This window comes from Mycobacterium sp. SMC-17 (assembly GCF_045310915.1).
Classification (GTDB): Bacteria; Actinomycetota; Actinomycetes; order Mycobacteriales; family Mycobacteriaceae; genus Mycobacterium.
The window spans coordinates 80784-105084 of record NZ_JBJIAK010000020.1 but is presented as its reverse complement, the minus strand read 5'-3'; the positions used below and the strand labels follow the sequence as shown (position 1 = coordinate 105084).

The window sequence follows — 24301 nt, the reverse complement described above, 5'->3', positions numbered from 1 at the left end:
CGACCCACCCGGGTCACAGCCAAACGTAACGCTCAGCAATACGAAGTAACTGCAACTACAAACTTAAGGACAACATGCCCAAGCTGATCCAGACCCTCGCCGCCGTCACCGCGACGATGGCCTGCGCCGTCGCGCTGGCCGCACCGGCCGCCGCCCACGTCAAGGTCACCGGCGACGCCACCCAGGGTGGCTGGGGCGTGCTGAACTTCCGCGTGCCGACCGAGTCGGACACCGCGTCCACCACCGGCCTGCTCGTCGTGCTGCCCGACGACCAGCCGATCATCTCGGTCAGCACGCAGCAGAAGGCCGGCTGGACGGCGACCATCACCAAGAAGAAGCTTCCCGCTCCGCAGAAGGACGACGACGGCGCCGAGGTCACCGAGTACGTCTCGTCGGTCGAGTGGAAGGCCACCGCGCCGGACGCGCCCATTCCGCCGCATCAGTTCAACGTCTTCGCCATCTCGGCCGGCCCGCTGCCCAAGGTCAACACGCTGACGCTGCCCGCGGTCCAGACCTACAGCGACGGCAAGACCGTCAACTGGAACGAGAAGGCCAACCCGGGCCAGCCCGAGCCCGAGCACCCGGCGCCGGCCCTGCACCTCAAGCCCGCCGGCGGCGGGGACCACGACCGGCCCGCGGCCGCGGCTCCGGCGGCTGCGGCGCCGACGTGGCCGGGCCTGACGGCGCTGGCCGTGTCGGTGGTCGCGTTGCTGGTGGCGATCGCTAGCCTGGCAGCCTCCCGACGAAAGACGAGTCACGACTAGAAAACTGAGACCGGTCGCAGCGCTGCTCGCGGCTCTGCTCGCGCTCCTGCTGCCGGCTCCCCTCGCACACGCGCACGCCGTCCTGGTCTCCAGCGATCCGGTGGACGGCGCCACCCTGCCGGCCGCGCCGAGCCGGGTCACCTTGAGCTTCGATGAGCCGGTTCGCCTGATTCCCGGTGCGGTTCAGGTGATTTCGAACTCCGGCGCGCGGGTCGACCGGGAGGTGCGGCAGCGGTCGGGCAACACCACCGTGGAACTGGACCTGCCGCCGGACCTGCCGCGCGGCAGCTACACCGCGACGTGGCGGCTGATGTCGGCAGACGGGCACGAGGTGTCCGGCTCGGTGAGTTTCGGTGTGCAGCAGGCGCCGGACGCGCCGCCGGAGGTTCGTCCGGTCGCGTCGTCGTCGGTAGCGTCGGATGTCGCTCGCGGTCTGACGTATGCCGGCCTGGTGCTGTGTGTCGGTGTGCTCGCGGCGGCCCGGCTGGTGTGGACGTGGGCGCTCGCCCTGCGTCGCACCCGCATCCTGGCCGGCATCGGCTGGCTGCTGCTGGCCGCCGCGACCGTCATCAACGCCGTCACCACCGGCCCCGACATCCAGCTCTACGTGCAGGCCGCCCTGCTCGTGCTGCTCGCGGCGACCACCCGCGCCGGGACCGCGCTGTTCGTCGTGATCGCTACGGCACTCGCGGCCGGTGTCGCCGCGTCCGGGCACGCCTCGGCAGGCCCGGACCCGTGGCTCGCCACCACCGTCACCACCGTCCACCTGCTGGCCATGGCGCTGTGGCTGGGCGGGCTGGCCGTGCTGATGCTGGTGGTCCTGCCCGCCCGGCGCAGCGACGAGCTGCAGCGGTGGTCCCGGGTGGCGTTCGGCTGCGTCGCGGCGGTCCTGCTCACCGGCGAGTATCAGGCCTGGCGGCAGGTGTCGCCGATCGAGTCACTCTGGTCGACCGGCTACGGAATGGCCTTGTGCGCCAAGGTTTTCCTGGTGACGCTCATGGCCGCCCTGGCCTACCTCGGCCGGCGCCGGCTCACCCCGGAGCGGCTGCGCCGGACCGTACCGTGGGAGACCGCGCTCGCGGTGCTGGTCTTGATCATGACCACGGTGCTCACCGGCGAGCCGCCCGCCCGCACCACGTACGGCCCCGCGTTCACCGCCACCGCCGCACTCGATGAGGGTCGGCAGGCACAGGTGCATCTGGACACCACGCGGCACGGCGCCATCCCGATCGACGTCGCGGTGCCCGGTGCCACCGGGCTGCGGGGCACTCTGTCGAGCGCCGAGATCGCCTCTCTGCCGGTGCGTTTCACGGCGGGTCCCGACGGTCACTGGCACAGCACGTATGCCACCGCGCCGCGGCCGGGACTGTGGACGCTGCAGCTGACGGTCCAGTTCGGCCCGAACGACGCCACCGTCACCAGCGTGCCGTTCCGGGCCTGGTGACCTGAGCTACCGGGGCGCCGTCATCATCTCGGCGATCAGCCGGTAGCGGTGCAGGTTGTGTCGGGCGTCGACCAGCGCGTCGTGGGAATCGCGCGGCCGCGGTGGCATCCGCGGGCTGCCGCAGTCCTCCCAGAACTGCCGCAGTTCGCGGGTGAAGCGCGGCATCGCCGGCGGCAGGTCGGCCATCGGGCCCCACAGCTGGCACAGCACCACATGGTCGTACGCGCCGACCCAGGCCCACAGTTCGATCGGCTCGTCACCGTCGATGTTGAAGAAGTCCTCGAGCTCGGACCGAATCTGCCGCCGCGACCGCCACACCTGCGACGACGGTGACGGCAGCTTCGGCAGCACGTTCTTGCGCACCCAGGAGCCGGCCCGGTCGGGGTCGAACTCCGAGGAGACGGCGTAGTACTCGCGCCCGTCCTCGGCGGCCACACCGATCGAGATCAGGTCGATGGTGCGACCGTCGTCGATGAACTCGGTGTCGTAAAAAAACTTCATTCAGGCAACCTCGGTCGGCGTTCGGTCCGGCGGCGCGGGTGCCGCGTGGATCTCGCGGTCGAGCTGTTGGTCCACGTCCGCGTCGTCGGGAAACTTTGGCATACCGGCGATCGCATCCTGTAACCACAGCTTCGCCCGCACCACCGGCCGGCGCAGCCACCGCTCGCGTTCCAGCGCTTTGTGCATCTTGCGCGGCCGGCTCGTGTACCGCCAGCGGGCCCACGGCGCGTGCGGTCGCGACAACCGGATTGCGCCGATGACCAGCAGCGGTGTGATGAACATCCCAATCAGACCGGTCCACACCTTGCCCTTGAGCAGCACGATGACGGCCATCGCGAGCGTGATGAGGGCCAGCGCGACGACCATGACGCGGGCCGCCACGTCCTGATCGTCACGCCAGACGGTGATGTCGAAGAACGACAGCGGGTTGAACCCCAGGATCAGCAGGCCGGCCACCGCGATCGCGACGAAGACCGCGTCGACCGAGGTGCGGCCGTCCTCGGCCCAATACACGTCGGACAGGTGCAGGATCAGCGCGAACTCGTCCAGGACCAGGGCCGCACCGATACCGAAAAAGATTGCCGCCACGGTGAATTCGGGGACGCCGCCGTCGACCGCCAGCGTCACCATCGTCACGCCCGACACCATCACCAGCACCACGCCGATCACCGCGTGATGGATGTGCAGGCCGCCGTGCCCGATGTTGCGCGGCTGCCACCACTTGCGCGGCGCCGGGTTGTCGGCGTGGGCCCGGATGTACCGGACCACGGTGCGGGTGACGAAAAACGTCAGGATGAACGCAATCAGGCACCACAACAGTGGCAGCCGCCCACTCGATACGAACTCCGTAGGTAAGGGCGACCGCACGGGCAGAAACTTACGCCCGTGCATGCGTGTCACTGCCCCGCAGGGCGTCGACGCGCCGGTCCCCCCGATAGGCTGTCCGGCGAGATGCGTATGGGAACTTGGTCGTGGCCCGCCTCCGGTCAACGGCTGGCCTGGCTGCTGTTGCAGTTGCTGGCCATGTTGACGTTGGTATGGGGCGCCTGGCGGCTGCTGGGTCATACGCCGTACCGGATCGACATCGACGTGTACCGCATGGGCGGCCGCGCCTGGCTGAACAACACGCCGCTGTACAGCGAGAGCACCATCTTCCGCACCGAGGCCGGCATCGACCTGCCGTTCACCTACCCGCCGCTGGCCGCGATCATGTTCGCGCCGTTCGCCTGGCTCCCCCTGCCCGCGGCAAGCGTGGCCATCACGGTGACGACGTTCGTGTTGTTGCTGGTGTCCATCGTGATCGTGCTGACCCGGCTGGACGTCTGGCCGCAGTCGCGGCTCGGCGGCTCGGCCCTCGCCCGCCGCTGCTGGCTTGCCGTCGCCATCGTCGGGCCGGCCGTGCTGTTCCTCGAACCGGTCCGGTCCAACTTCAACTTCGGTCAGATCAACGTCGTCCTCATGACGCTGGTGATCGCCGACTGCGTCCCCCGCCGTACGCCGTGGCCGCGCGGCGTCCTGCTCGGCGTGGCGATCGCCCTCAAGCTGACCCCGGCCGTCTTCCTGCTGTACTTCCTGCTGCGCCGCGATTTCCGCGCGCTGCTCACCACAGTGGCGTCGTCGGTCGTGGTCACGCTTGTCGCGTTCGCGCTGGCCTGGGGCGACTCGTGGGAGTACTGGACCAAGACGGTCCGCAACACCGACCGCATCGGCACCGCGACGCTGAACACCAACCAGAACATCTCCGGCACGCTTGCGCGGTTCGGGATGTCGGCGACGCCGCGATTCGTGCTCTGGGTCCTGCTGTGCTTCGCGGTGCTAGCGCTGACGGTGTGGGCGGCCCATCGGGTGCTCCGCGCGGGCCAGCCGGTGCTGGCTCTCATGTGCGTGGCGATGTTCGGCCTGGTGGTGTCGCCGGTGTCGTGGTCGCATCACTGGGTGTGGGCCCTGCCGACCATGGTGACCATCACCGTGATCGCCTACCGCGAACGCAGTGCCACCCTCGCGGCGGTGAGCGCGCTTGGCGCGTTCCTGCTGATCTTCACGCCGATCCGGCTGCTGCCCGAGCACCACGAGGTCGACGCGACGGTATGGCGTCAGGTGATCGGCAGCTCGTACGTGTGGTGGGCACTGGCCGTCATCGCCGCGGCGGGCACCATCACCGGCCGCGGCACGCCGTCAGCCGACGCGGCCGAGCACGTCGCACCGGTCTCGGCGACGAACTGACCACGCCGGGGGCCCGGCCGGCGCGACGGTAACCGCACGGCGGTCCGAGAGCCGATTTTCCGCCGCCGCGTCACGTTGGCGACGCGGCGTGCCGGCCCACGAAATCACAAAAGCCGAGGACTGCCGCCTGGTGACGGCAATCCTCGGCTCAGCGTTGTGGCGCGTTCAGCCGGCTTTGATCGCGGGCGGCGGCGTCTTACCCTCTTTGACGTCGGCCGCGTAGAGGTCGACGTACTCCTGGCCGGACAGCCGCATCAGCTCGTACATGACCTCGTCGATGACGGCGCGCTCGATGAAGCGGTTACCGGCCAGGCCCTCGAAGCGGCGGAAGTCCATCGGCTTGCCGAACTTCACCTCGACGCGCGCGAAGTGCCACATCTTGCTTCCCGGCGGGTTCACGACGTCGGTATTGATCATGGCGACGGGAATGACGGGGATGCCGGTCTCGAGTGCGATGCGGGCCAGGCCGGTCTTGCCCTTGTAGAGCTTGCCGTCGGGCGAGCGCGTGCCCTCGGGGTACATGCCGAGCAGCTTGCCCTGGTCGAGGATCTTGGCGGCCGCGGCCAGTGCGTCGGCCGCGGAATCGGCGTTGGTGCGGTCGATCGGCACCTGGCCGGTCGATGAGTAGAAGAACTTGATCAGCTTGCCCTTGATGCCGGTACCGGTGAAGTACTCGGCCTTGGCCAGGAAGAAGATCCGGCGGCGCAGCACCAGCGGCAGATAGAAGCTGTCGACGACGGCCAGGTGGTTACTGGCCAGCAGAACGGGACCCTCGTCGGGAACGTATTCCAGCCCCGTCACTTTCGGACGGCCCAGCAGGCGCAGCAACGGGCCCATCAAGATGTACTTGTAGAACCAGAAGAACATCGAACCTCCCGCTGAGGGCCCCCGGACGGTGCCCCCGACAACTTTACCCACCGACTGTCGGCCCGACCACAGCCCGCAGCGGACTGGTCATTCCTCCACAGATACCGGAATGGACTGGTATCGACCCGGCCCTGGTGGGCCGTCCGGATCGTCGGGCTGGCGGTGCCTGCCACCCGGACCGGACGGGTCCGTCGGCGGCTCGGGATGCGGGCCGACGGGTCCCTTGTCGGCGAGCGCGGCGCGCACCGCGTCGAGAAAAGTCGTGCTGTGTTCGGCGATGGCCGTCAGCATCGGGTGCTGTTCGTCGTTGGCCAGGGCGACCAGTGCGCACACCGGGCACCACACCTGGTTGCAGTCGCTCGGGTTCTCGCCGTCGGCGAGCATGGCCACGGACAGGCGGACGACGGGATCGATCTTGTCGAGAAGCGCCTGGGCCAGCAGCCGCAGGTCCACCGGTAGGTCGCCCAGAGCGTCTGCCCCGAAATCGGTGTGCGTCACTTGGGCCACACCTCCGGGTCAGGGCGAAAACGGACGGTCAGTTCACAGCCGCGCAACGACGCGCCGATGACGATGCAGCGGCGCAGGACTGATGCCAACGGGACCCGGCGCCGGGTGCCACCCGAGCCGATGATCAGGTCGTCGTCGACGCGGCCCAGCGTCAGAGACCCCGGGTCGATTTGCGGCAATTCTATCCGCAGCCGGTAGACGGCATCCAATCCTGAGCCCGATTCGCGGTCGACGACGGGGCGCGGCGGCGCGGGCGGCGCGGCGCCGTGCCGCAGCCGTGACGCCTCGAGCAGTTGCCCCAGTGCCTTCGGCCCGATGGGTTCGCCGGCCAGGTGCGGCACCAGCACCAGGCGCACATCGCCGACGGCGGCATCCAGGTCGCTGAGCATGCTGCGCTGTTCGGCGATGCGCTCGGCGTACCAGTCGAAGGCGGGGTGCGCGGGCAGGTTCACGTACTCGTACGAATCGTCTTGGACCAGAACCTGATTCACGATCAACTCCGAGACGTGCACGCCCATCAGGGTGAGCGACGCCAGCGTCCGCACCGCTTCGGCCACCACCACCCGTTCCGGGGTGAGCACCAGGTGCGCGGTGACGTCCGGCTGGTCGAGCAACTCCCCCAGCGCCTCGGTGGCGGCGGCGAGTCGCTCGACGAGCGTGACCATGGCGACGGTCTTGGCGTCGGCCAGACCGAGCGACAGGCGCCGGTGCCGCGGCCAGGCCTTCTCCAGGTACAGGGCGAACGCGGCGGGCAGCGTCAGCATCCGCATCGCGTCGGCGGTCGAGGCGCAGTCGACGATCACGTGGTCCCAGTTGCCCGACGCCGCCAGCTCGGCGACCTCGTGCAGACCCAGCACCTCCTGAATCCCGGGTAGCGCCGAAAGTTCCTCCGGTGCAACGTCTCCCACATCGGAGTCCGGGAACCGGGCGACCAGCACCGCGGCCACCTCACGCCACCTGGCCTCGAGCAGCGCCAGGGTGTCGAGCGCCAGGGCATCGAGCACGACGCCGGCGCCGTCGTCGACGGGCACCTGCGTGGGCGTCCGGAGTCCGGTCGGCGGGACGTCCGCGCCGAGCACGTCACCCGTGGAGTGGGCCTGGTCCGTCGACACGATGAGGACCCGCTGCCCGGCACGGGCATCACGCACCGCGGTGGCCGTGGCCACCGTCGACTTGCCTACTCCACCCTTACCGACGAACAGACTGATCCTGGCACGCCCAGCAGGGTCCGTGTCACTCAGACTCGACTCGCTTCTTGAGGTCCTTGAGCGCCGTGTCGGTCAGGCGGCGCTCTGCCTTGCGTTTGAGCAATCCGATCATCGGAATCATCAGATCGACCGACAGTTCGTAGGTCACCTCGGTGCCAGAACCCTTGGGCGACAAGCGGTATGTGCCTTCGAGCGCCTTGAGCAGGGTGCTGGACACCAGGGACCAGCTCACCGACTTGCGGTCGGCGGGCCACTGGTACGTGAACACCATGGTGTCCTTGAGGACCGTGGCGTCGAGGACCATCCGGGCGGTCTTCGGGTAGCCGTCGGCGTAGACGTCCAGGACCTCGGTCTCCGGGTACTCGGCGACCCAGTCGGGATATGAGCCGATGTCGGCGATGACGTCCATCACGGTCGCCGGGTCGGCGTCGATGTAGATGGTCTGCGCAGTCTTGTCAGCCACGTGTCCACTTCCCGAGTTGACGATGCCGGCGCGGGCGTCGCGCGCCCGTCTGCCGAGTTCTCAATGTACCGCCAGCGCCCGGCCCTGGCCGGGCGATGCCGGGGCTCAGGCCAACCGGGATACGCCCACCGGGCGCGACCGCTCGAGATCGGTCTTGATCTCGAAAGCCATGTTCTTGCCGGCCACCCGGCGACGATGGTTGAGGTCCGCCAGGTTCAGCTCGGCCAGCGCGGCACCGGACACGCCCGTCGGCTCGGCGTGCAGGAAGTAGTGCAGCACGACGCCGTCCATGACGGTCTCCAGCCACACCTCCATGGTCCCGGTCAGTGCACCGGTGACGGTCCACCGCTGCCCCGCCGGACCGCGGTCTTCGACGACCGTCAGCTTGAGGTCCGGCCACCAGCGCCGCCAGCTGCTCTGGTTCGCCACGGCGGCACCGACAGCGGCTGGGTCGGCGCACACGAAGGTCTCGTCGGCGATCTGGATGCTGTTCATCCCGACCAGCTTCACATACGCCTCCACAGTGTGATGAAGCACCCGACTACGCTGAGCACGGCATTGCTGTCACGGCACTGCTGCCAGTACTGCTTTGCTCTGACCCGAAAGGCCACATCCGTGCGTGAGTTCAGCGTTCCCGCATCGTTCACCATCGGCGAATACGACAACGTCGTCGCCCCGGTGTACTCCCTCGAGCGCGATGACCCCAAACACGTAGCCATCCAGCGCCTGGTCGGAGACACCTGGACCGACGTCACCAGTGCCGACGTCGCCGCCCAGGTCCGGGCCACCGCGCTCGGCCTGATCGCCAAGGGCGTCAAGCCCGGCGACCGCGTGGTGCTGCTGTCGGCGACCCGCTACGAGTGGCCGATCATCGACTTCGCGATCCTGTCGATCGGCGCGGTGACGGTGCCCATCTACGAGACCTCCGCCGCCGATCAGATCCGGCACGTGCTGGCCGACTCCGGCGCCGTGCTGGCGTTCGCCGAGGCCGACGCCCACGCCGCCAAGATCGAGTCCATCCGGTCGGAGGTGCCCGCGCTCGGTGAGGTGCTGGTCATCGACGGCGGCGCCCTCGACCAGCTGGCCACCGCCGGCGCCGGCGTCGACCGCGCCGAGCTGGACGCCCGCCTGGCCGGCATCAAGTCGAGCGATCCGGCCACCCTGATCTACACCTCCGGCACCACCGGCCGCCCCAAGGGCTGCCAGCTGACCCACGCCAACCTCCTGTCGGAGCTGCGCGGCGTCAAGGCCTGCTTCCCCGACCTGCTCGCCAAGGGCCAGAAGCTGCTGGTGTTCCTGCCGCTGGCGCACGTGCTGGCCCGCGCCGTCGCGGTGGCCGGCTTCAGCAACCAGGTGACCCTCGGCTTCACCAGCGACATCAAGAACCTGGTGCCGATCCTCGGGGTGTTCAAGCCGACGCTCGTGGTGTCGGTGCCGCGCGTGTTCGAGAAGGTCTACAACACCGCCGAGCAGAACGCCCGCAACGACGGCAAGGGCAAGATCTTCCAGATCGCCGCGGACACGGCCATCGAGTGGAGCAAGGCGCAGGACACCCCCGGCGGCCCGGGCCTGCTGCTCAACCTGAAGCACACGGTGTTCGACAAGCTGGTCTACGGCAAGCTCAAGGCCGCGCTCGGCGGCAACTGCGTCGGCGCCATCTCCGGCGGCGCCCCGCTCGGCGCCCGGCTCGGCCACTTCTACCGCGGCGTCGGCGTCACCATCTACGAGGGCTACGGCCTGACCGAGTCCAGCGCCGCCATCACCGTCAACCGGGTCGGAGAGTTGAAGGTCGGCACGGTCGGCAAGCTGGTGCCCGGCAACAGCATGCGCATCGCCGAGGACGGCGAGCTGCTGCTGTCCGGCGGCGTGGTGTTCAGCGGCTACTGGAACAACCCGACCGCCACCGACGAGGCGTTCACCGACGAGTGGTTCCACACCGGTGACCTCGGTGCCATCGACGACGACGGCTACCTGTCGATCGTCGGGCGCAAGAAGGAGATCATCGTGACCGCGGGCGGCAAGAACGTCGCCCCGGCCCCGCTGGAAGACGTCATGCGGGCGCACCCGCTGATCAGCCAGGCCATGTGCGTGGGTGACCAGGAGCCGTTCATCGCCGCCCTCATCACCATCGATCCCGAGGCGTTCGAGGGCTGGAAGCAGCGCAACAACAAGGACGCCGGCGCATCGGTGGGCGATCTGGCCGAAGACGCAGCGCTGGTCGCCGAGATCCAGAAGGCCGTCGACGACGCCAACCAGACGGTGTCGAAGGCCGAGGCCATCCGGAAGTTCCGGATTCTGCCGGTCGACTTCACCGAGGACACCGGCGAGCTGACGCCGACGCTGAAGGTCAAGCGCAAGGTCGTCGCCGAGAAGTTCGCGGCCGAGATCGCGGCGCTCTACAGCTAGATACCACCGTTTGCCACCAGCTCAGGTGAAAGCCGCCCCAGTCTGTATCGGGGCGGCTTCTTCTATTAGCTGCTGCGCCCGCATTCATCCGCCCGATTACCGAGCTCGGCGTGCGGTGTTTGCCTACGATGCCTTCACGATCCAGCTTGCACCTCATGTTCGTTCCACCCAGTGGAGGCTCAGATGGCCGATATCCGTAAGCATGCAGGAGCCAAGACAGCGCGTGCCCTGTCGGCCACGTGGGTCGATTTTCCCGATGTTCGTGACGAGTACGCGGCCCTCTGGTTGGACATGGTGATCCGTGAAGACAAGTTCACCGACGTCGGCTGGACTGCGGAGCGCATCATGGGTGACAAAGAGGCATATCTAAACGTCGAGCGGATCACCGGCGTGCCGTGGTTCGTCGTTGCAGTGATTCACAGCCTCGAGGCGAGCGGCGATTTCAGCTGTCATCTGCACAACGGCGACCCGCTGACGGACCGCACTGTCAACGTGCCGGAGGGACGGCCGCCTGACGGCGAGCCACCGTTCTCTTGGGAGGACAGCGCTGCCGACGCCCTGGAGTACGACGAACTCACCAGCGTCACCGACTGGTCGGTTCAGCACCTGGCATACCGCCTCGAGGCCTTCAACGGCTGGGGATACCGCACCGCGCATCCGAATGTGAAGTCGCCGTACCTATGGAGTTTCAGCAATCACTACACCCAGGGCAAGTACGTCGCTGACGGCACGTGGGACGAGACCGCAGTGAGCGCTCAGTGCGGTGCGATGGTTCTACTGAGGCGCCTACAGGATGCTGGCGAGATCGAGTTGGTGGTGGCCGACTACGGCTGAGCCATGGCTGATCAGCGAGATAATGCGGTGTTGCTGAGTGAGATTCAGCTATGGAGATAGTGCAAAAATCTGTTGCGACACAAAGCAATTTAACGTTCAGTGTGATTTCTTCTAATTTGCTGTGAGCACCCCGCCCAAGTGCAACACTGTGCATGTCCATTCCATGAAGGAGGCATGCGATGGCTCGGTACTGGCCCATGCGCGCGGGCGATTTCAACTTGGGTTCGCTGTTCGGTCCCCGTTGGGGAGAAATGCATCTAGGCATCGATCTGGAGGCTCCCTATGACGCGCACATTTATGCGGCTCAAGGAGGAGTCGTCGAACACATCGGTTACGCCGACGGTTTCGGCCAATGGATCGTGATCGATCACCCCACCGAAGCCGGAAGTGGCGCCACGGTGTACGGCCACATGGCAGACGCGTTCGCAACCGGGCTTCAGCTCGGCGACTGGGTGGAAGCCGGTCAGCACATCGCGTTCGTCGGCAGCAACGGAAATTCAACGGGTCCCCACCTGCATTTCGAGGTGCACCCGTACTCCTGGGCCCGAGGATCGCAGATCGACCCTTTGCCGTGGCTGGCCGGAGCGCCGTACCCGGGTGGGCCGCCCATCGCTGAGTTCAGAGGTGTTGCGCCACTGCGCGTCACCGATCCAGCGTCACGGCGCTTTCATGGCGTGACACCGCTGCGTGTAGCAGGCCCGACGTCGCCACGCGTGTCGGCTGCGCTGCAACCCACGGCCGCCGCGTTGACGGACACCATCTACGCCGATGTGTCGGAGCACCAGGTCGCGGTCGACGACTCATATCCGTATCGCGTCATCGCGATTCGGTCGAACGACGGTGACTACCGCGACCTGAACTGGGATCAGAACTACGACTGGTGCAGGCGCAAATGTGACGAAGGCGCCTTGGACTTCTTCATCGTCTACTTCGTGTGGTACCCAAACTGGGAGGTTGGGGTCGCCACCATCAAGGACATGGTCAGCGAACCACACCCCCGCATGGCGGTGATGATCGATGTCGAGAGCTGGGAAGGCAAGATCACCGGCGACCAGTCGGAAGGACTGAACGCCGCGTACTGGAACTTGGCCCAATGGCTGGGCGACCCGCGGCGGGTCATCGGATACGGAACCGCCGGCGACCTGAACTCACTATGGCCCGACAGACCCGGCGGGCTCGGAATCGTCCTGGCCGCATGGGGTTTCAATCCGGACTACCCCGGTAAGATCGCTCACCAGTACACCGACAACCACGGCTACGGCAACGGCGACTCGTTGCCCAACGGCAGCCTGCCGTTCGGCCCTTGCGATATGAATTCGGCCGACGGTCGCAACCCAGCAGAGTTCGCTGCCGCATGCGGCATCGACGTGTATGCAGTCCCCGAAACGGTCGCCACTTTTGATCGAAACCGGGTCCTGATGTTGGACAGCCCTCGCCGAGTCGTCCCGCGCAGTGTTTACAGCAGCGACATTAATGACACAGCGGTAGAGCGCAACGCATTGCTCGGCGATCCCGACGCAGTCGAGCTCGTCACGAAATGTGCCGAGTCGTCTCAGGACGGCAAGGCGCGCGCACGCGCCGAACTGATTCTCACCAGACTGCAGCAGTTGGTCGGACAGCCGACGCCGGAAAAACGACCAGCCGGGAAGTCACGCGAGAATTCCTCCAAGAAGCCGCCCAATGACGACCAGCCGCGGTCGCGCGGGCGCAGGACGTAGCGTCGACCATGAACAGAAACCTGGTGATCGTCGCGCCGAATGCGACCAAGCCGACATCCGACTACCGGACGTTCGATCGCACGCGGCCCGATGGAACGCAGCCCCTTCAGAGGTCCGAAATGGCCGGTGTGTCAGACAAGTTGATGCGGTACATTCCCGGCGAGGCGCTTGCGGTGTACACCATGCTTGACCCTGCTGTCCGGTCGGTCGAGACGGGCGCGGGCCTCAAAGTCGGGCTGTGGATCGCGTTGGGCGTCAGTGGACTCTTCTGCTGGCTCTACCTGATGCGCATCACACCGGTCGGACTCCAGCACCGCACGATATCGCTGGTCGCGCTGGTCGCCTACATCGCCAGCGTGGGTGGTCCATTCGCTGAATACAGCTCGTGGAAGCCAGGTTTTGGCCTCATCGCCGCAATCGTGATCTCCGCCTTCCTGGTATTCGTACCGGCGGAGGCTAAAGCAGCTCCGAGAGCCGCTCGCCCTTGAGCTTCCACTGCCAGTTGTCGACGACGAACTGACGGCCGGCGGCGCCCATCGCGGCGGCCAGATCCGGGTTGGCCAGGACATCGGTGATGGCGGCGGCGATGTCTTCGACGTCGCGGCCGTCGACCACATGGCCGGTCTTGCCTTCCACGACGGTTTCCGGCGCGCCGCCGGAGTCACCGGCGACCACCGGCACGCCGCACGCCGAGGCCTCGAGGAAGACGATGCCCAGGCCTTCGACATCGAGCCCGTTGCCCCGGGTCCGGCACGGCATGGCGAACACGTCGGCCATCGCGTGGTGGGCCGGCAACTCGTCGCCGGGCACGCCGCCGGTGAACACCACATGGTCGGTGACGTCGTAGCGGCGCGCGAGCTTCTGCAGATCGTCGCCGTACGGCCCGTTGCCGACGATCACCAGCGCGGCACCGTCGATCCGTTGCCGGATGACGGGCAGCGCCCGGATCAGCATGTCCTGTCCTTTGCGCGGCACCAGACGGGACAGGCAGACGATCACCGGCCGCTGCCCCAGCCCGTACCGGGCCCGCAGCTCGGCGCGCGCCACCTCATCGGGAACGAAGCGGTCGACGTCGACGCCGGGTGACAGGTATTCCAATGCCGCGTCCGGCCCGAACGCCGCGGCGAACCGGTTCCGCGTGTAGTGGCTGACGAAGGTCACCACGTCCGTGTTGTTTCCGATGTGCCGCAACGCGTTTCGCGCGACGGGCAGCATCGACCACCCCACCTCGTGCCCGTGCGTGCTGGCCACCACCCGGGTCGCCCCGGCATCGCGGGCCAGCGGGGCCAACAGCGCCAGCGGCGCGGCCGCGCCGAACCACACCGTGTCGATGTCGTGCTCGGCGATGAGGCGACGCATCCGCAGCGCGACGGTCGGCTCGGGCACCATCAACGTCGTCGGGTGGCGGACCACCTCGTACCCGGCGGCCGCGGCGGCCTTGTCGTATTCCGGCGCGCCCTTCCATTTCGGGGCGTACACCGTCAGCTCGTGCGACCCGCGGACGAGCAGCTCGCCGACCAGACTCTCCAGATACGACTGGATGCCACCGCGGCGGGGCGGAAAATCGTTGGTCAACAGCAGCACCCGAGACATCGCGGTCAGGCTATCGCGTCAGCCCCGGGCCGCGAGCCACCGCTGCCACGCAGCGGTCAACGCGTCGCGATCCGTGCCGAGGGTGGCGGTCAGCGCGGTGTCGAGGTCGGGATGCCCGGCGCCGCACGCCGCCAGATACAGCCGGCGCAGGACCGGATCGCCGAACTGCGCGCCGACGAACCGGGCGAACCACCAGGCGCGGTCGTAGGCCAGCGACAGCGCCGGTCCGGCGACCTGGAAGTCGGCGTTGGTGGGCAGCACCGCCATGCCGGCCGGCGCCGGTCGCGGGGTGCGCGGGCGGCTGACGTAGTCGGCGACGCCCTCGGTCAGGCACCAGGGCGCGTCGGCGGCCGTGACGGGCCGGGAGGCGTAGTGAAAAAGCTCGTGGCGCAACACGATTCGCAGCGCGCCGGGACCCATCGCGGCAGCGCCGGGCGCGAACACGATGCGGTCGACGGTGGTGGCCGCGGCGAATTCTTCCTTCCCGCCGGCCAGTGCCCGGAACTCCTCGTCGGTGCCGGTGGTCACGATGGTGATCTGACGGCGCCAGTCGGCACCCCAGAATGCGGTGACCGCGGCGGCCGCGCCGTCGAGTTCTGCGGTGATGCGCCCCGGCAGCGTCGAGCCGGGATCGAGGACCAGGAGTTCAGCGGTCCGGCCATCGGCCAGCCGGATGGTGGCCGGCGCCTTCGGCGCCTTCGGCGCCGTCGGCGTTGGTGGCGTTGGTGGTGCGGCGGCCGGCACGTCAGCCGCATGGGCGCGGCTCAGTACGAACGCGGCCGCAGCCGACTCTGCGGCGAGAAGGCCGAGAACTACGCGACGGGAGAGGCTCAGTAGCGACGCACGTTGTAGATCGGCGCGTTGTCGACCGGCGCCACTCGCACGGGCACACCGAACGTCGAGGCGTGGACCATCATGCCGTCGCCGATGTAGATGCCCACGTGCGAGGCGTCGGAGTAGTAGCTCACGACGTCACCGGGCTGCATCTGGTCGCGCGACACCGGCTGTCCGCCGGCGGCCTGCGCGTAGCTCGAGTGCGGCAGCGAGATGCCGGCCTGCTGGAACGCCCACATCACGAGACCTGAGCAGTCGAACTGGCCGGGACCCGCGGCACCCCAGACATAGGGGTCGCCGATGCGGGTCAGCGCGGCCTGCACCGCGATGGCGCCGGCAGCAGTGCCGCTGCCATCCGATGGGGTGGGCAGACCCTCGACGGGCGGGTTGGGGCCGGCGGCGTTGATGGACGGATCCTGGCCGGGGGCCGGCGGCACCGCGTCCGGGTTCGGCGGGAGGCCGTCCGGGGCCGGGGCGGGCGGCGCGGCGGCCGGAGCCGGCGGCAGGGCGGCCAGCGCCTGCCGCTGGCTCGGCGTCAGCGCGGTGTAGCGGGACTTGACGATGGCGATCTGCACCTGCAGCTTGCTTTGCTTGGACTGCAGATCCGCACGCACGGCGGCGGCCTGCTCGGCCGCGGTCTTGGCTTCGGACGCCAGCTTGGCCGAGTCGGCCTCGGCCTTGGTGGCGGAGTCGGAGGCGCTGTGGAAGTTGGCCATCTGCACGGCCATCTCGCCGGCCATCACGCGCTGGACCGAGAGCTGGTCGATCAGGCCCTGCGGGGAATCGGCGGTGAGGATGGCGTCGATGCCGTCGGTGCGGCCCCCCATGTACTGCGCTGCAGCAATCTTGTCGACCGAGTCCTGGTAGGTAGCCAGGTCGTTCTTGGCGACCTCCGCGGCAGCGGCCGCAGCCTCGTGCTTGCTGTCGGCGGCCTTGGCGGCAGCCAGCTTCTTGTCCAGATCGAGCTGCGCGGCGTGCATGGCCTCAGTGGTCTGCTCAGCCTGGCGCGAGAGCTCGTTGAGCTTTGCTACGGCGTCGTCCGCCGGATCGGCCTGGACGTTGCCCGCAAAGGCACTACCAAGTATGGTGAGCCCCGCGATCGCACCGGCTACTGGTCGTTTAAGACCGCATATGGTGCGGTGCGTGCGGTGGAGACTCAAGATTTCGCGTCCTTCAACTGCGGGTTCGAGCCGCTTCGAACTCAGTGAGGTCTCGAATAGGTTACGAAACGGCATCGGCGTTGTCCAACGGGAATGGCCAATCTATCAGCCCGTCCCCCGATCCCGTTAACCAGCATCACAATGTGAGGGTCGTCACGCTACGCCGGTAGTGCTTGACTTTGTCTCATTTTGAGTGCCCACCCCTGCTTTGGGCCGGCCGATCGGAACCAACCGCAGCCGCGGCGCCATGCCGGCATCGGCGAGCACCTCGAGCGCGCGGCGCTCGTCGTCCAGCAGTGTCTCGGGCACGCCCAGCAAAACACTGACCACGCAGTCACCGCAGCCGGGACCGCGCACCGCGCAGTCGTCGCAGTCGATCTTGACCGGCCCGTTGTCGAACTTCATCTCTGACTCCTTCATCGGTTGAGGCGCACGCTAGCGACGTCCACCGACAAAAAAGTGCGGGTGATCAGCAACCGGATAACGGAATGACATCGATGGGATTTCTTGTCGGTGCCGGCCCCTACTGTCACGTCATGGGCTCCGGCAGCGCCACCGACCAGTTGGCTTTCGACCTCGACGAGGCGTTGCTGCGCGACACCACATTCGTGGTGGTCGACCTGGAGACCACCGGTGGCCGCGCCCGGGCGGACGACACCGGAGGCGGCTGGGACGCCATCACCGAGATCGGCGCGGTCAAGGTGCGCGGCGGCGAGATCATCGGCGAACTGGCCACCCTGATCGACCCGGGTCGCGCCATCCCGCCGCAGATCGTGCAGCTGACCGGCATCACCACGGCCATGGTCTGCGACGCCCCGCGCATCGAATCGGTGCTGCCCACATTCCTGGAGTTCTGCCGCGGCGCGGTCCTGGTCGCCCACAACGCGGGCTTCGACATCGGATTCCTGCGGGCCGCGGCCGAGCGGGCGCAGCTGCCCTGGCCCAACCCGCCGGTGTTGTGCACCGTCAAGCTGGCCCGCCGGGTCCTCACGCGCGACGAGGCGCCGAGTGTTCGGCTCTCGGAGCTGGCCCGGTTGTTCCGCGCCACCACCACACCCACACACCGCGCCCTCGACGACGCCCGCGCCACCGTCGACGTCCTGCACGGACTGCTCGAGCGCATCGGCAATCAGGGCGTGCACACCGTGGCCGAGCTGCGCGGCTATCTCCCGGACGTCACCAGGGCACAGCGCCGCAACCGCAAGCTCGCCGACGCACTGCCCAACTCCCCCGGCGTCTATCTGTTCCGCGGACCGTCCGAGGAGGTGCTGTACGTGGGCACCGCGGTCGATCTGCGCCGCCGGGTGCGGCAGTACTTCACCGGCGCCGACCCCCGCGCCCGTATGAAAGAGATGGCGTCCCTTGCCATTCGCGTCGACCACGTCGAGTGCGCGCACGAGCTGGAGGCCGGGGTGCGCGAACTGCGGCTGCTCGCCGCGCACGCGCCGCCCTACAACCGGCGTTCGAAGGCACCGCACAAGTGGTGGTGGGCGGTGCTCACCGACGAGGCCTTCCCCCGGTTCAGCGTGGTGCGCGCACCGCGACACGACCGGGCGGTCGGCCCGTTCCGGGCCCATGCCGACGCCGTCGACGCCGCGCTGCTGCTGGCGCGCTTCACGGGCGTGCGGACCTGTACGACGCGGCTGGCGCGCGCCGCCCAACACGGCCCGCAGTGTCCGGAGCGGGAACTGTCGCCATGTCCGGCGCCCCGCGGCATCACCGCCGGCGCCTACGCCGAATTCGCCGACCGGGCCGCGGAAAACATTGCCGGCGTTGACGATTCCGCGCTCTGCGCGGCAGTGAAACACATCGACGAGCTGGCGGCCGAGGGCCGTTTCGAGAGCGCGGCGCGGCTCCGGGACCACGCCGCAACCGTCATCGACGGACTGTGGCGCGGCCAGCGCCTGCGCGCCCTGACGGCGCTCCCCGAACTCGTGGCCGCCCGGCCCGACGGCGCCGGCGGCTGGCATCTCGTCGTGGTCCGGTACGGCCAGTTGGCAGCCGCAGGCAATGCGCCGCGGCGAGTCCCCCCGATGCCCGTCGTCGACGCGATATCCGCTGCGGCACAGGTGATCCTGACATCGGAGCGGCCACTGGGCGGCGCGCCCGTCGAGGAGGTCGCACTGATCGTGCGCTGGCTCGCCGCGCCCGGTGTGCGCATCGTGCGCACCGATTCCGGCGCCGGGCCGGAGGTCGGCTACTGCTCGCCGATCACCGCCGCGGGCCGGTGGGCCGAGTGGGCCGCCACCGCCCGGTCGGCCCGGGCGGCAGCGCAGCAGGCAGAGCGGTCAGACCTTCTGGGTGAACCGAGCCCACCGCGCGAGCAGCTGCTCGGCCGCACCCGAATCGATCGCCTCGGTGGCTCGGGCCAGGCCCCGCTCCCACGCCGGCACCCACTGGGCGTCGCTGGATAGCCCGGCATGAGCCACCATGGCCCCTGCGGCGTTGAGCACCACGGCATCCCGGACCGGACCCTTCTGGCCCGCGAACACCGCCCGCACCGACTCCGCGTTGGCCTTGGCGTCACCGCCGCGCAACTCGCTCAGGTCGGCCCGCGCGAAACCGAATGCCTTCGGGTCCAACGTCAGCCGCTCGACGGTGCCCGCCTGCACCCGCCAGATGGTGCTCGTCGTCGTGGTGGTCAGCTCGTCGAGCCCGTCGTCGCCGTGCACGACCAGGACGCTGGAGCCGCGCGCGGCGAACACGCCGGCCATCACCTCGGCCAGCTCTGCCCACGCGCAGCCGATCAGGCCGGCGCGCGGCATGGCCGGATTCGTCAGCGGCCCCAGGAGATTGAAGACCGTCGGCACCCCGATCTCCCGGCGTACGGACGACGCGTGCCGGTACGACTGATGGAACTGCGGGGCGAAGGCGAAGCCGATACCCACCTCGGCGACCGAGCGGGCCACGTCGCCCGGCGACAGGTCGATCCGGACGCCCAGCGCCTCCAGGGTGTCCGCACCGCCCGACAACGACGACGCCGCGCGGTTCCCGTGTTTGATCACCGGCACCCCGCACGCGGCGACGACGATCGACGCCATCGTGGAGAGGTTGACGGTGTTGGAGCCGTCCCCACCGGTCCCCACGATGTCGACCACATCGCTGCCGATCGCGGCGAGCGCGTCGGCGGGCACTTTTCGGGCGTGTCGCAACATCACATCGGCGAGCTCGGACACCTCCGCGGAGGTGGGTCGCTTCATCTTCATCGCAATGGCGAATGCAGCGATCTGCGCCGGCGTGGCGGTACCCGTCATGACCTGGTCCATTGCCCACCCCGCCTGACCCGCGGCAAGGTTCTGGCCGGTGGTCAGCCGGCCCAGGATCTGGGGCCACAACGGCCCGTCGGTGGTCGGTTCCTGATGAGGATCGGTGGTTGGCACGGACCCGATTATGGCCAATGTCGGCACCCGGGTGGAGTTCAACAACTACAAAGCGTCATACTTACCGCTGTGACGAGCGCTGTAGGTACCTCCGGAACCGCGATCACGTCGCGGGTGCATTCGCTGAACCGGCCGAATATGGTCAGTGTCGGCACCATTGTGTGGCTTTCCAGTGAGCTGATGTTCTTTGCTGGACTGTTCGCAATGTATTTCACCGCGCGCGCCCAGGCAGGCGGCGTATGGCCGCCTCCCCCCACGCACCTGAACCTGGCCGAGGCCGTTCCGGTGACGTTGGTGCTGATCGCGTCGTCGTTCACCTGCCAGATGGGCGTGTTCGCCGCCGAGCGCGGTGACGTCTTCGGCCTGCGCCGGTGGTACGTCATCACGTTGCTGATGGGCGCGTTCTTCGTCGGTGGCCAGGCGTTCGAGTACTTCATGCTCGTCGAAGAGGGCACCACGATTCCGAGCAGTGCCTACGGGTCTGTGTTCTACCTGGCGACCGGTTTCCACGGTCTGCACGTCATCGGTGGTCTGGTCGCATTCGTGTACCTGCTGGCCCGCACGAAGATGAGCAAGTTCACGCCGGCCCAGGCCACCGCTGCCATCGTCGTGTCCTACTACTGGCACTTCGTCGACATCGTGTGGATCGCCCTGTTCGCCACCATCTACTTCGTTCGCTGATCGGCTCGCCGATGCTTCCTATGAGAAGGGGTTCGATGACCAGCAAGTCCCGTCGCCGGCTACACCGGCGCCTCTCGGCAGCGATGCTGCTGCTGCTCGGACTTCTAGTCGCTGGTGGCCTGGCGGCCACCCTGACTCCGCGGCCTCAGGTCGCGAAGGCAGACGAGTCGCAGCTGGCTCTGCTGCGCACCGGCAAGCAGTTGTTCGAAACGTCGTGCGTCTCCTGCCACGGCGCCAACCTGCAGGGTGTGACCGACCGCGGCCCGAGCCTCATCGGTGTCGGCGACGCGGCCGTCTACTTCCAGGTGTCCACCGGCCGCATGCCCGCCATGCGCGGTGAGGCGCAGGCGCCCCGTAAGGACGCGGCGTTCGACGAGCACCAGATCGACGCCCTCGGTGCCTACATCCAGGCCAACGGCGGCGGACCTCAGGTCCCGCGTGACGCCAACGGTCAGATCAACCAGCACTCGTTCATCGGTGAGAACGTCGCCCGTGGTGGCGACCTGTTCCGTCTGAACTGCGCGTCGTGCCACAACTTCACCGGCAAGGGCGGCGCGCTGTCGTCGGGCAAGTACGCGCCTGACCTCGGCAAGGCCGCCGAAGTGCCGGCGCAGGTGTACACCGCCATGCTCACCGGCCCGCAGAACATGCCCAAGTTCTCGGATCGTCAGCTGACCCCGGAGGAGAAGCGCGACATCGTCGCCTACGTCCACGAGTCGGCGAACGCCCGCAGCCAGGGCGGCTACGGCCTCGGTGGCTTCGGCCCCGCGCCCGAGGGCATGGCGATGTGGATTATCGGGATGGTCGCCGTGATCGGCGCGGCTATGTGGATCGGAGCTCGCGCATGAGCGAGAACGTGAACATTCCCAGTGACGACGAACTGCGCGAGATGTCGCGCGAGGAGCTCGTCGAACTGGGCGGGAAGATCGACGGCGTCACGACCGTCTTCAAGGAGCCGCGCTGGCCCGTCGAGGGCACCAAGGCGGAGAAGCGCGCCGAGCGTCAGGTCGCGGCCTGGCTGCTGCTCGGCGGCCTGTCCGGCCTGGCCCTGCTGCTGGTGTTCCTGTTCTGGCCGTGGGAGTACAAGCCGTTCGAGTCCGAGGGCGAGTTCATCTACTCGCTGGCGACCCCGCTGTACGGCCTGACCTTCGGCCTGTCGATCCTGGCGATCGGCATCGGTGCGGTGCTCTTCCAGAAGAAGTTCATCCCCGAGGAAATCTCGATCCAGGACCGCCACGACGGCGCCTCCCCCGAGGTCCACCGCGCCACCGTCGCGGCCAACCTGACCGACGCGCTCGAGGGCTCGACCCTCAAGCGCCGCAAGCTGATCGGCCTGTCGCTCGGCGTCGGCCTGGGCGCGTTCGGCCTGGGCACCGCGGTCGCCTTCATCGGCGGTCTGATCAAGAACCCGTGGAAGCCGGTCGTCCCGACCGCCGAGGGCAAGAAGGCCGTCCTGTGGACGTCCGGCTGGACCCCGCGTTTCCACGGCGAGACCATCTACCTGGCTCGGGCCACCGGCCTGCCGGGCGAGTCCCCCTTCGTGAAGATGCGCCCCGAGGACATCGACGCGGGCGGCATGGAGACGGTGTTCCCGTGGCGTGAGTCCGACGGCGACGGCACCACCCTCGAGTCGCACGAGAAGCTGTCGGAGATCGCACTCGGTGTGCGCAACCCGGTGATGCTCATCCGCATCAAGCCCGAGGACCTGTCCCGCGTGGTCAAGCGCAAGGGCCAGGAGAGCTTCAACTTCGGTGACTTCTTCGCGTACACCAAGGTGTGCTCGCACCTGGGCTGCCCCTCGTCGCTGTACGAGCAGCAGACCTACCGCATCCTGTGCCCCTGCCATCAGTCGCAGTTCGACGCGCTGCACTTCGCGCGGCCGATCTTCGGTCCGGCGGCCCGCGCCCTGGCGCAGCTGCCGATCACGATTGACAAAGAGGGCTACCTGGTCGCCAACGGCGACTTCATCGAACCCGTCGGACCGGCATTCTGGGAGCGCAAATCATGAGTCCCAAGCTCGCTGACATCGCTGCCGCACAAGGCGATGCGATCGACTCGCGGTACCACCCGTCGGCCGCCGTACGCCGGCAGCTGAACAAGGTCTTCCCGACGCACTGGTCCTTCATGCTCGGTGAGATCGCGCTGTACAGCTTCCTCGTGCTGCTGCTCACCGGCGTGTACCTGACGCTGTTCTTCGACCCGTCGATGACCGAGGTCATCTACAACGGCGTCTACCAGCCGCTGCGTGGCGTCCAGATGTCGCGCGCCTACGAATCGGCCCTCGAAATCTCCTTCGAGGTCCGCGGTGGCCTGTTCGTCCGCCAGATTCACCACTGGGCCGCGCTGATGTTCGCCGCGTCGATCATGGTCCACCTGGCCCGCATCTTCTTCACCGGTGCGTTCCGCCGCCCGCGTGAGGCCAACTGGATGATCGGCTCGGTGCTGCTGATCCTCGCGATGTTCGAGGGCTACTTCGGCTACTCGCTGCCCGACGACCTGCTCTCGGGTATCGGTCTGCGCGCCGCGCTGTCGTCGATCACCCTGGGCATCCCGGTCATCGGCACCTGGATGCACTGGGCCCTGTTCGGTGGCGACTTCCCGGGCAACATCATCATCCCGCGGATGTACGCCCTGCACATCCTGCTGATCCCGGGCATCATCCTGGCCCTCATCGGCGCTCACGTGGCGCTGGTGTGGTTCCAGAAGCACACCCAGTTCCCCGGCCCCGGCCGCACCGAGAAGAACGTCGTCGGCGTGCGCGTCATGCCGGTGTTCGCGATCAAGGGTGGCGCGTTCTTCGCCATGGTCACCGGCATCCTGGGCATCATGGGTGGTCTGCTGCAGATCAACCCGATCTGGGAGCTGGGCCCCTACAAGCCCTCGCAGGTGTCCGCCGGTAGCCAGCCCGACTTCTACATGATGTGGACCGAAGGCCTGGCGCGTATCTGGCCGGCCTGGGAGTTCTACCCGTTCGGCCACACCATCCCGGCCGTCATGGGTGTCGCCGTGATCATGGGTCTGGTGTTCGGTCTGCTGATCGCCTGGCCGTTCCTGGAGAAGAAGTTCACCGGCGACGATGCGCACCACAACCTGCTGCAGCGTCCGCGTGACGTGCCGGTCCGCACCGCCATCGGTGCCATGGCCATCGCGTTCTACATGGTGCTGACCCTGGCCGCGATGAACGACATCATCGCGCTCAAGTTCGACATCTCCCTGAACGCCACCACCTGGATCGGCCGCATCGGCATGGTCGTCCTGCCCGCAGTGGTCTACTACCTGACCTACCGCTGGTGTGTCGGCCTGCAGCGCAGCGACCGCGCCGTCCTCGAGCACGGTATCGAGACCGGCATCATCAAGCGACTGCCGCACGGCGCCTACGTCGAACTGCACCAGCCCCTGGGACCGGTCGACGACCACGGCCACCCGATCCCGCTGGAGTACCAGGGTGCCGCACTGCCCAAGCGCATGAACAAGCTCGGCTCTGCCGGCTCGCCCGGTACCGGCAGCTTCCTGTTCGCCGACTCCGCCGTCGAGCAGGCTGCCCTGGCCGACGCCGAACACGCCGCCGAGCACAAGGCACTCACCGCCCTCAAGGAATACCAGGACGAGATTTCGCCCAACGGTTCCAACGGGCATCACTAGTTCGATCTACGGTTTCGGCCCGGTCTGGTTTTTCACCAGACCGGGCCGAAGTCGTTTTCGGGTCCACTCCCCTACC

At 67.9% G+C, this 24301-nt stretch carries 23 protein-coding genes and 1 pseudogene; 12 read left to right on the top strand and 12 right to left on the bottom strand.

The features are described from left to right. Positions 1-74 precede the first annotated feature (74 nt). On the top strand, positions 75-764 hold the full coding sequence (locus ACJH7A_RS15210) for a YcnI family protein (RefSeq protein WP_212812085.1): 690 nt from the start codon (positions 75-77) through the stop codon (positions 762-764). Positions 765-768: 4 nt separating this feature from the next. Then, positions 769-2208: a copper resistance CopC/CopD family protein gene (locus ACJH7A_RS15205; RefSeq protein WP_256445413.1), complete on the top strand. Its 1440-nt coding sequence runs from the start codon at positions 769-771 to the stop codon at positions 2206-2208. Between the two features lie 6 nt (positions 2209-2214). On the opposite strand, the gene ACJH7A_RS15200 is transcribed toward ACJH7A_RS15205, so the two are convergent. Beyond that, positions 2215-2709, bottom strand: a complete 495-nt coding sequence (locus tag ACJH7A_RS15200; RefSeq protein ID WP_064858738.1) for a polyadenylate-specific 3'-exoribonuclease AS — start codon at positions 2707-2709, stop codon at positions 2215-2217. Then, on the bottom strand, positions 2710-3576 hold the full coding sequence (locus ACJH7A_RS15195) for a hypothetical protein (protein WP_110767224.1): 867 nt from the start codon (positions 3574-3576) through the stop codon (positions 2710-2712). 90 nt (positions 3577-3666) lie between these two features. On the opposite strand from ACJH7A_RS15195, the gene ACJH7A_RS15190 reads away from it, so the two are divergent. After that, positions 3667-4932 carry a glycosyltransferase 87 family protein gene (locus tag ACJH7A_RS15190; RefSeq protein ID WP_406802244.1) on the top strand — a complete coding sequence of 422 codons (1266 nt, stop codon included), beginning with the start codon at positions 3667-3669 and terminating at the stop codon, positions 4930-4932. Between the two features lie 165 nt (positions 4933-5097). Here the strand turns inward: ACJH7A_RS15190 and ACJH7A_RS15185 are convergent, their stop codons facing one another. The 5 genes from ACJH7A_RS15185 to ACJH7A_RS15165 all read right to left on the bottom strand — a co-directional run bounded on the left by ACJH7A_RS15185 (position 5098) and on the right by ACJH7A_RS15165 (position 8472). After that, positions 5098-5799 (bottom strand): 1-acyl-sn-glycerol-3-phosphate acyltransferase, encoded by a 702-nt coding sequence (locus tag ACJH7A_RS15185; RefSeq protein WP_020103590.1) that lies wholly within the window; start codon positions 5797-5799, stop codon positions 5098-5100. A gap of 87 nt (positions 5800-5886) precedes the next feature. Continuing rightward, on the bottom strand, positions 5887-6297 hold the full coding sequence (locus ACJH7A_RS15180) for a hypothetical protein (RefSeq protein WP_406802243.1): 411 nt from the start codon (positions 6295-6297) through the stop codon (positions 5887-5889). Next, positions 6294-7547 (bottom strand): ArsA family ATPase, encoded by a 1254-nt coding sequence (locus ACJH7A_RS15175; protein WP_406802248.1) that lies wholly within the window; start codon positions 7545-7547, stop codon positions 6294-6296. The genes ACJH7A_RS15180 and ACJH7A_RS15175 overlap by 4 nt, the downstream gene beginning before the upstream one ends. Then, complete coding sequence (locus ACJH7A_RS15170; RefSeq protein ID WP_020103587.1) at positions 7540-7977, bottom strand: SRPBCC family protein; 438 nt, start codon at positions 7975-7977, stop codon at positions 7540-7542. The genes ACJH7A_RS15175 and ACJH7A_RS15170 overlap by 8 nt, the downstream gene beginning before the upstream one ends. Positions 7978-8082: 105 nt before the next feature. Beyond that, positions 8083-8472 (bottom strand): polyketide cyclase / dehydrase and lipid transport, encoded by a 390-nt coding sequence (locus ACJH7A_RS15165; RefSeq protein WP_212814877.1) that lies wholly within the window; start codon positions 8470-8472, stop codon positions 8083-8085. A 120-nt stretch (positions 8473-8592) separates the two neighbouring features. Here ACJH7A_RS15165 and ACJH7A_RS15160 point away from each other — a divergent pair, with 120 nt between their 5' ends. From ACJH7A_RS15160 to ACJH7A_RS15145, 4 genes are all read left to right on the top strand, one after another. After that, a complete protein-coding gene (locus tag ACJH7A_RS15160) occupies positions 8593-10383 on the top strand; it encodes a long-chain fatty acid--CoA ligase (RefSeq protein WP_212812091.1) in 1791 nt (596 codons plus the stop codon). A gap of 183 nt (positions 10384-10566) precedes the next feature. Continuing rightward, a complete protein-coding gene (locus ACJH7A_RS15155) occupies positions 10567-11217 on the top strand; it encodes a hypothetical protein (protein ID WP_406802242.1) in 651 nt (216 codons plus the stop codon). A gap of 179 nt (positions 11218-11396) precedes the next feature. Beyond that, complete coding sequence (locus tag ACJH7A_RS15150) at positions 11397-12935, top strand: M23 family metallopeptidase (protein WP_406802241.1); 1539 nt, start codon at positions 11397-11399, stop codon at positions 12933-12935. A gap of 8 nt (positions 12936-12943) precedes the next feature. Beyond that, a complete protein-coding gene (locus tag ACJH7A_RS15145) occupies positions 12944-13423 on the top strand; it encodes a hypothetical protein (RefSeq protein WP_406802240.1) in 480 nt (159 codons plus the stop codon). Here the strand turns inward: ACJH7A_RS15145 and ACJH7A_RS15140 are convergent. The 4 genes from ACJH7A_RS15140 to ACJH7A_RS15125 all read right to left on the bottom strand — a co-directional run bounded on the left by ACJH7A_RS15140 (position 13392) and on the right by ACJH7A_RS15125 (position 16942). Continuing rightward, positions 13392-14528: a glycosyltransferase family 4 protein gene (locus ACJH7A_RS15140; protein WP_406802239.1), complete on the bottom strand. Its 1137-nt coding sequence runs from the start codon at positions 14526-14528 to the stop codon at positions 13392-13394. The genes ACJH7A_RS15145 and ACJH7A_RS15140 overlap by 32 nt on opposite strands. An 18-nt stretch (positions 14529-14546) precedes the next feature. Further along, a complete protein-coding gene (locus ACJH7A_RS15135) occupies positions 14547-15272 on the bottom strand; it encodes a peptidase (protein ID WP_406802238.1) in 726 nt (241 codons plus the stop codon). 86 nt (positions 15273-15358) lie between these two features. Further along, on the bottom strand, positions 15359-16522 hold the full coding sequence (ripC, locus tag ACJH7A_RS15130; RefSeq protein WP_406802237.1) for a peptidoglycan hydrolase RipC: 1164 nt from the start codon (positions 16520-16522) through the stop codon (positions 15359-15361). Positions 16523-16675: 153 nt separating this feature from the next. Further along, a complete protein-coding gene (locus ACJH7A_RS15125; RefSeq protein WP_406802236.1) occupies positions 16676-16942 on the bottom strand; it encodes a hypothetical protein in 267 nt (88 codons plus the stop codon). 68 nt (positions 16943-17010) lie between these two features. Here ACJH7A_RS15125 and ACJH7A_RS15120 point away from each other — a divergent pair. Further along, positions 17011-18873, top strand: a pseudogene (locus ACJH7A_RS15120) (DEDD exonuclease domain-containing protein); the annotation flags it as partial. On the opposite strand, the gene trpD reads toward ACJH7A_RS15120, so the two are convergent. After that, positions 18811-19920, bottom strand: a complete 1110-nt coding sequence (gene trpD, locus ACJH7A_RS15115; protein ID WP_406775021.1) for an anthranilate phosphoribosyltransferase — start codon at positions 19918-19920, stop codon at positions 18811-18813. The pseudogene ACJH7A_RS15120 and the gene trpD sit on opposite strands and share 63 nt — an antisense overlap. A gap of 51 nt (positions 19921-19971) precedes the next feature. Here trpD and ACJH7A_RS15110 point away from each other — a divergent pair, with 51 nt between their 5' ends. Genes ACJH7A_RS15110 through ACJH7A_RS15095 form a run of 4 tightly spaced genes read left to right on the top strand, consistent with a single transcriptional unit; the run spans position 19972 to position 24225 of the window. Continuing rightward, complete coding sequence (locus ACJH7A_RS15110) at positions 19972-20583, top strand: heme-copper oxidase subunit III (protein ID WP_064985843.1); 612 nt, start codon at positions 19972-19974, stop codon at positions 20581-20583. Positions 20584-20594: 11 nt separating this feature from the next. Then, a complete protein-coding gene (locus ACJH7A_RS15105; RefSeq protein WP_346414655.1) occupies positions 20595-21431 on the top strand; it encodes a cytochrome c in 837 nt (278 codons plus the stop codon). Beyond that, complete coding sequence (locus ACJH7A_RS15100) at positions 21428-22591, top strand: ubiquinol-cytochrome c reductase iron-sulfur subunit (RefSeq protein ID WP_064985845.1); 1164 nt, start codon at positions 21428-21430, stop codon at positions 22589-22591. Before ACJH7A_RS15105 ends, ACJH7A_RS15100 begins: the two co-directional genes overlap by 4 nt. Then, complete coding sequence (locus ACJH7A_RS15095) at positions 22588-24225, top strand: cytochrome bc complex cytochrome b subunit (protein WP_212812097.1); 1638 nt, start codon at positions 22588-22590, stop codon at positions 24223-24225. Before ACJH7A_RS15100 ends, ACJH7A_RS15095 begins: the two co-directional genes overlap by 4 nt. The last annotated feature ends 76 nt before the right edge of the window (positions 24226-24301 follow it).

Excerpts from the sequence above, each read along its gene's own strand:
- ACJH7A_RS15210 (WP_212812085.1), top strand. The coding sequence starts at position 75 with ATGCCCAAGCTGATCCAGACCCTCGCCGCCGTCACCGCGACGATGGCC.
- ACJH7A_RS15200 (WP_064858738.1), bottom strand. The coding sequence starts at position 2,709 with ATGAAGTTTTTTTACGACACCGAGTTCATCGACGACGGTCGCACCATC.
- ACJH7A_RS15190 (WP_406802244.1), top strand. The coding sequence starts at position 3,667 with ATGGGAACTTGGTCGTGGCCCGCCTCCGGTCAACGGCTGGCCTGGCTG.
- ACJH7A_RS15185 (WP_020103590.1), bottom strand. The coding sequence starts at position 5,799 with ATGTTCTTCTGGTTCTACAAGTACATCTTGATGGGCCCGTTGCTGCGC.
- ACJH7A_RS15165 (WP_212814877.1), bottom strand. The coding sequence starts at position 8,472 with ATGAACAGCATCCAGATCGCCGACGAGACCTTCGTGTGCGCCGACCCA.
- ACJH7A_RS15155 (WP_406802242.1), top strand. The coding sequence starts at position 10,567 with ATGGCCGATATCCGTAAGCATGCAGGAGCCAAGACAGCGCGTGCCCTG.
- ACJH7A_RS15150 (WP_406802241.1), top strand. The coding sequence starts at position 11,397 with ATGGCTCGGTACTGGCCCATGCGCGCGGGCGATTTCAACTTGGGTTCG.
- ACJH7A_RS15145 (WP_406802240.1), top strand. The coding sequence starts at position 12,944 with ATGAACAGAAACCTGGTGATCGTCGCGCCGAATGCGACCAAGCCGACA.
- ACJH7A_RS15140 (WP_406802239.1), bottom strand. The coding sequence starts at position 14,528 with ATGTCTCGGGTGCTGCTGTTGACCAACGATTTTCCGCCCCGCCGCGGT.
- ACJH7A_RS15125 (WP_406802236.1), bottom strand. The coding sequence starts at position 16,942 with ATGAAGGAGTCAGAGATGAAGTTCGACAACGGGCCGGTCAAGATCGAC.
- ACJH7A_RS15105 (WP_346414655.1), top strand. The coding sequence starts at position 20,595 with ATGCTTCCTATGAGAAGGGGTTCGATGACCAGCAAGTCCCGTCGCCGG.
- ACJH7A_RS15100 (WP_064985845.1), top strand. The coding sequence starts at position 21,428 with ATGAGCGAGAACGTGAACATTCCCAGTGACGACGAACTGCGCGAGATG.
- ACJH7A_RS15095 (WP_212812097.1), top strand. The coding sequence starts at position 22,588 with ATGAGTCCCAAGCTCGCTGACATCGCTGCCGCACAAGGCGATGCGATC.